At 54.5% G+C, this 6,402-nt stretch carries 5 protein-coding genes; 1 reads left to right on the top strand and 4 read right to left on the bottom strand.

Annotated elements, in window-relative coordinates; genetic code table 11:
* Positions 1-220 precede the first annotated feature (220 nt).
* From JW953_06810 to JW953_06800, 3 genes are all read right to left on the bottom strand, one after another.
* Positions 221-925 (bottom strand): ABC transporter permease, encoded by a 705-nt coding sequence (locus tag JW953_06810; GenBank protein ID MBN1992398.1) that lies wholly within the window; start codon positions 923-925, stop codon positions 221-223.
* 106 nt (positions 926-1,031) lie between these two features.
* On the bottom strand, positions 1,032-1,823 hold the full coding sequence (locus JW953_06805) for an ABC-2 family transporter protein (GenBank protein ID MBN1992397.1): 792 nt from the start codon (positions 1,821-1,823) through the stop codon (positions 1,032-1,034).
* A gap of 59 nt (positions 1,824-1,882) precedes the next feature.
* The gene (locus JW953_06800) at positions 1,883-3,073 is read right to left on the bottom strand and encodes a hypothetical protein (protein ID MBN1992396.1); all 1,191 of its coding nucleotides are present in this window, start codon (positions 3,071-3,073) and stop codon (positions 1,883-1,885) included.
* A 233-nt stretch (positions 3,074-3,306) separates the two neighbouring features.
* Here JW953_06800 and JW953_06795 point away from each other — a divergent pair, with 233 nt between their 5' ends.
* Positions 3,307-4,662, top strand: coding sequence for a radical SAM protein (locus tag JW953_06795; protein ID MBN1992395.1), 1,356 nt, complete (start codon positions 3,307-3,309; stop codon positions 4,660-4,662).
* Between the two features lie 93 nt (positions 4,663-4,755).
* Here the strand turns inward: JW953_06795 and groL are convergent, their stop codons facing one another.
* Positions 4,756-6,393, bottom strand: coding sequence for a chaperonin GroEL (gene groL / locus JW953_06790; GenBank protein MBN1992394.1), 1,638 nt, complete (start codon positions 6,391-6,393; stop codon positions 4,756-4,758).
* Between the last annotated feature and the right edge of the window lie 9 nt (positions 6,394-6,402).

Raw genomic sequence — 6,402 nt, 5'->3', positions numbered from 1 at the left:
TAGTTTGAAACCGTTACTTTCAGTAACAATGGTGGATATGTCATTCGACGCCGCTACGCTTACAGGAGAAATCTCCTCAAAACCGTATCTGTAGAAGGGGATTTCTCGGCCTACGGCCTCGAAATGACGTTAGCTTGTCGCTCCACAAAAGTATCGGTCTCATTCTGTTTTTAGTATAGAAGTGAAAAATGAGAAACCAAGAATCTCTAATTTCTAATCTCTACGTCCCCGTGCTTTGATAATGTTTGATGCCGTATCGCCAAAAGAGTAACGCCGCCATCAGGGTGCCCAATCCGGCTGCGGGGGCCAGGAAAGAGGCGATGGGCGGCAGGTTGAACGGGTCGGGTTTATCTAAAAAATAAAGGGCCGGATAATAATTGAGAAAGGCGGCCGGGATGAGGTAAGTAAAAAACCGGCGCAGGCCGTTGGGGTAAATGTGCATGGGGTATGCCATCATCTCGCTGCCGCCGTAGGTAAAAATATTGACCACTTCAATGGACTCAACGGTCCAAAAGGTTATGGTTGCGCCAATGATAAAGAGTCCGCCAAAAAAGCAGACCAGGCTGGCCCACACCAGGGGCAGATAGATGAGTTTAACCACCGTCCACTGAATGTCCAGCAGGGTCAAGGCCAGGCCAAAAATCACTATCCCCTGGCTGATGCGCCCCAAGCGCCGGATAACGAACTCGGAACCTAAAACTTGCAGAGTGATGTTCAGGGGGCGTAACAGCAGTTGGTCAAACGCGCCGCGCCGCACTTGTTGTCCAAAGTAACCGGGGTCAAAACCGCTGAAAATCATGTCCATCGTCCCAAAGGCCGCTTCCACCAGCCCATACAAAAAGGCAACCTCGCCCAAGGTCCAGCCGGCAATGTGGCCAAAGCGTTGAAAAACAAGCACCACGGCCACAAAAAAGGTCGCTAAAATAATGGCTGTGGCTATAATTTCTGCAAAAAAGGCCACCCGGTATTGCAGTTGGGCCTTGATCTGAATGGCGATGAGGCGCCAATAGGTATTAAGCCAAAACCACACGTTATCCCCCCTGAATGACCAAACGGCGCACACCGGCCCGCAAAACTAACTGGCCCAGTCCCGTCAGGATGACCAGCCAAATCACCTGTCCAAGCAGCGCCCACAAAACAGCCCGGCCGGTGAGCACGCCCAGGTAAATCTCAACAATGGTGTTGACCATGGCCGGAAAGGGGGTGAGCCGGCACAAGGTGACAAACCAATCGGGAAAGAAGCGGAGGGGCATAAAAAAGCCCGACATCACCCAGGTAAGGCCAAAGGCAAACCGCCCCAGGCCCAGCGCGTTGGGGGTCCAAAACGCGGCCAGGTTGACCAGAAAACGCCAGGCAAAGCTGACCAGCAAACCCAAAACCAGGGCCACGGCAAAAGCCGACCACTGCCCGGCAGTGGTCGGCAAAGTGATCTCAAAAAGCAGGGCGTAGATAACCATAATGCTCAGGCCGCGCAATACCAGGCTAACTGCGGCCCGGCCCATGTCTTGGGCCAGCCAAAAGTTGAAGTAGCTCAGTGGTTTTAACAGGTCTGCGCCTACCTCGCCGCTATACACCGAATTCATAATCTCGTACCAGCCAAAAATGCTCAGGTAGGCAATGATCGCCTGGGTCAGGCCTGTGTAAGTGATCGCCCCCTGCACCGAGATGTCGGCTACTTCTGGGCGCATGCCGTACAGCGCCACCAACACCGACGCCCGCAAGAGGCCAAAGAAAATATTGGTCAGCAGCCCGGCGATGGTAGCGGCCCGGTAGGTGAGATGCCGCTGTAACGAGAGTTTGCTGATTTCCCAGAATAAACGCATGGTTGGCGGACTCTACAAACATTATGCGCTTCATGGTAAGTTGTGTGACAGGGTAATTCTTAATTTATCAGGTGACAGTCACTTTTCTCTCTATCTAAACAGGAGGTGAGGGCGAATCTCATCGGCTTGAGGTCAATATTGTGCCCCCACACTTTGCGCGCCATTTCCAAATAAAATAAATAGTGATCCAGCGGCACCGTCGGCGGCACGCGGTGGTCGCAAAAACCAATAAAGCCGCCTTCTTCCACCAGCGGGGCCAGGCGATGGACTTCCTGTTCAATCTCTTGTTTAGAGCGAGCCAGAATGTTCTTGTCCATCCCACCCATCATTAATAAATCCCGGCCATACTCCCGGCGGAATTTGAGAGGATCGGCGCCCCAGGTGCCAACCTCCACCGGAAACATGCAGTTAATCCCTGCTTCCAACCATAGGGGAATCAATTTATCAATTTTGCCGTCACAATCTACCCAAATCACGTCCACGCCGTGCCGGTGTAACAAGTCGGCAATGCGGCGGTAGTGCGGCCCCAAATATTGTTTGAAATGCTGCGGACTCAACAGCGGCCCGGCATTGTAGCACATATCCTCCCACATCCCGCAGGCCTCAAAGCATCCGCCGGTTTCCAGCACGCGGCTTAAAACGGCAATAATACAGTCGGCCACGGTGATTACCATCTCCTCAAACCAGGCCGGGTCATCGTACACCACCAGGGAAAGTTTTTCCACGCCCATCCAGTCGCGCAAGCGGCCGTAAAGACTGCCCCCGTGCAGAAACACCGGATGATCCCGTTGCGGGTCGGCCCAAATTTTAACCGGTTTGGCCCAATTGTCAGGATAGCGACCGGGTATGGTGGGGTCGAGCCGGGGTTGGTAATGTCGGCGCCAACTATCCCGGTCAACCAGTAAGTGGCCCACGTGCATGGGGATCGAGGCGGCCACTTTGTTGCGCAGCACTCGCACGCCGTCCTCTTGTTGCACAATCTCGCGCTCGCCCCGGTCTTCAAGCACTATTTCCTCAAACGGAGGCCAGAGCATCACCTTAACCTCCACCTCCATTGGATTGGCTGCGCCGCTGCCCAGGCTGTAATCCATGCCAAAAAAGTCGGCGCTGTTGGCCCGGTTAACATGTTGGGGCAGGCCCTGCTTATGCCAGGCGGGCAGGGTCTCATCCCAAAAATTAAAATCCACCAGCGGCGAGCGATCACGAGGTTGGTAATGCATGGTGGCTCTAAAACGTTGGCGATCATTCATTTATTGTTCTCCTAACTCTTTGGCAGATTTTAGCCAGGATTTTAACACAAGTGGAGACACCGTCAAACTGCTAGGATTTTCAAAAACTGAAATCGGGTGCAGATAGACCTTGTTATTTATTATAACTCTGACTATAAAAATTGCCCCTAACTTTATCCTGTGCTAGACTCAGTCTTGTTCAAAAAAGCAAGCCGGTGAGGTGATGACACCTAAAAGGCATAAGGAGGATACATTTGGAAATCCGAAAAATCGTTTTGATCCATCCCGGTCGTGAGGGCCGTATCTTTGGCAAAGCTCCGGCTGCCTCTTACACGCTGATGCGGCTGGCCTCGCTGGTGCCGGATGAGCTTGACGTGGAAATTTGGGATGAAAATTTGGCCTACCTGGATGACAAAATCCGCACGTTAGGCCGGCACGACCTGGTGGGCATTACCTCAAAAACCTTGGCGGTTGAAACCGCCGAGCGTTATGCGCACCTTGCCCATGTAGCCGGGGTGCAAACCGTGGTGGTAGGGGGAGCGCACGCCACCTTAATGCCGGAAGATGTGGCTCGCTGGGCCGACGTGGTGGTGACTGGCGAGGCTTACCGCACCTGGCCGCAAATCATCAAAGATTTCCAAAACGACTCGCTGAAACCCCACTACAATGATACGGACTGGGCCGATCTCACTGGCGTGGCCCCTTTGACGGACCGGGTGATTGCCCAGGTAGATGAAAACCGCAACTACTGGACCCCCCTGATGGAAATTACCCGGGGCTGTCCGCGCAACTGTTCCTTTTGCACGGCTATTCGCGTGAGCGGTCAGAAAATGCGCTTTCGCCCGGTTGAAGAAATTGTGGAAGAGATTGAACGGCGCAAAATTGACCGCTTTTTTTTAACCGACGACAACTTTGGCCTGGCCTTTGCCATTGACCCGGAATATACCGAAAAATTATTCCTGGCCCTGGAAAAGCTGCCCCTGCGCGGCTGGACCACCCAGGCTGAAATGATGGTGGCCAAATACCCCGAACTGCTCAAACTGGCCCGCCGGGCGCACCTGGACAAATTTTTTATCGGCTTTGAGTCCATCAATCCAGACAATCGGCGCGAGTTAGGCGGCAAAAGCAAAGGTTTGGTCAAACAATACCAGGAAGCTATCAACACCATTCACGCGCACGGCCTGGGCGTGGTGGGCCTTTTTGTGTTTGGCTTCGACGCCGACACTCCCCAGGTAATGTGGGATACCTGGGAGTTTACCAAACAATCCGGCCTGGACAGCATGAGCGCCACCATTTTAACCCCCTATCCCGGCACCCCTTTCCGCGCCCAACTGGTAGCGGAAAACCGCTTGATTCCGGGTAAAACCTGGCGCTATTACGACACGGCGCATGTAACCTACTATCCCCAACTAATGACCGTGGCGGAATTTGAGCGAGAGTATGACCGTCTCTGCCGGGCCATTTACTCTCCCGTGCGGATTGCCCAACGGGGTCTGCGGGCGCTCACGCGCCATCCCTTGCGCCGGATACCGGCCAAGGTTTTTGGCAGCTTCAGCACGGACTATGGCTACCGCCGCACCTTTGCCTGGCGACACGCATTTTCTTCATAGCTACTCCAAACCGCAACATATAAAAAGCCCCCTTCTCAAAATAAAGGGGGCTTTTTTATCGCGCAAATCCTTCAACCGGGTGTCGGGGTAAAATTACATCATCCCGCCCATTCCGCCGGGGCCGCCGGGAGGCATGGGGGGTTCGGGTTCAGGAATGTCGGTAATGAGGGCCTCGGTGGTGAGGATCATGGCGGCAATGGAAGCGGCATTTTCTACGGCGCTGCGGGTCACTTTGGCCGGGTCGGTAATGCCGGCCTGCACCATATCCACATACTTGTCGGCCAGCAAGTCATAGCCAATGCGGTTATCTTTGGCATGCTGGCGGCGCACTTCCTCAATAATGATCGCCCCTTCTTTACCGGCGTTGCGGGCTAACTGGCGCATCGGCTCTTCCAGGGCGCGGCGCACAATGTTGATGCCGGTGTTGATGTCGGGATCATCATGCTTGAGGTCTTTGAGATGCTCAATGGTGTTGATTAAGGCCACGCCGCCGCCGGGCACTACGCCTTCTTCAACCGCAGCGCGGGTGGCGCTTAAAGCGTCTTCCACGCGGTGCTTCTTTTCTTTCAATTCCACTTCGGTGGCAGCGCCCACCCCAATAACGGCCACGCCGCCGGCCAGTTTGGCCAGTCGTTCTTGCAATTTCTCGCGGTCGTAGTCGGAGGTGCTGTTCTCAATTTCGGCCTTAATCTGGGTAATCCGGCCCTTGATGTCGGCTTCAGCTCCGGCCCCGCCCACAACGGTGGTATCGTCCTTGGTGGCCGAAATTTTATCGGCCCGGCCCAGGTCGTCCAGGGTGGCGCTTTCCAGCTTGCGGCCGGTTTCCTCGCTGATCACCGTGCCGCCGGTTAAAATAGCAATATCCTGCAACATGGCCTTGCGGCGGTCGCCAAAGCCGGGGGCCTTGACGGCCAACACGTTGAAGGTGCCCCGCAATTTGTTCAACACCAGGGTGGCCAGGGCTTCGCCATCAACGTCTTCGGCAATAATCAACAGTTCGCGCTTGCCGGTTTGCACCAATTTTTCCAGCAGCGGAACAATGTCTTGAGCGGAAGAGATTTTTTTATCGTAAACCAGCACGTAGGGTTCGTTCAGCACGGCAGCCATGGTATCCTGGTCGGTGATGAAGTAGGGGCTGATGTAGCCGCGGTCGAACTGCATGCCGTCAACATACTCAATCTCAAAGGCCAGGCCCTTGCTCTCTTCAACGGTGATAACGCCGTCTTTGCCCACCTTGTCCATCACTTCGGCAATCAGATCGCCAATTTCGGTATCGGCGGCGGAAATGCTGGCCACGTGGGCAATATCGTCTTTGGTTTTAACTTCCAGGGAATTATCACGGATCGCCTTGGCCGCCCGTTCGGTAGCCATTTCGATGCCGCGTTTTAAGAGCATAGGGTTGGCCCCGGCCGCTACGTTTTTGAGACCTTCATTAACAATGGCCTGGGCCAAAACGGTAGCGGTGGTGGTGCCGTCGCCGGCCACGTCGTTGGTTTTGGTGGCCGCTTCTTTGAGCAGTTGCGCGCCCATATTCTCATAGGGGTCTTCCAATTCAATCTCTTTGGCCACGGTCACACCATCGTGGGTGATGGTGGGCGCGCCCCACTTTTTATCCAGGGCTACGTTCCGGCCTTTGGGGCCGAGGGTGGTTTTGACCGCTTCGGCCAGGGTGTCTACGCCAACTTTTAAGTGCCGGCGCGCTTCTTCTTGAAAACTAAGTTGTTTTGCCATGAGTTTTTT

This window comes from Anaerolineae bacterium (assembly GCA_016931895.1).
Taxonomy (GTDB): Bacteria; Chloroflexota; Anaerolineae; order 4572-78; family J111; genus JAFGNV01.
The sequence above is the reverse complement of the archived record's forward strand: the minus strand, read 5'-3'. Positions and strand labels throughout refer to the sequence as shown.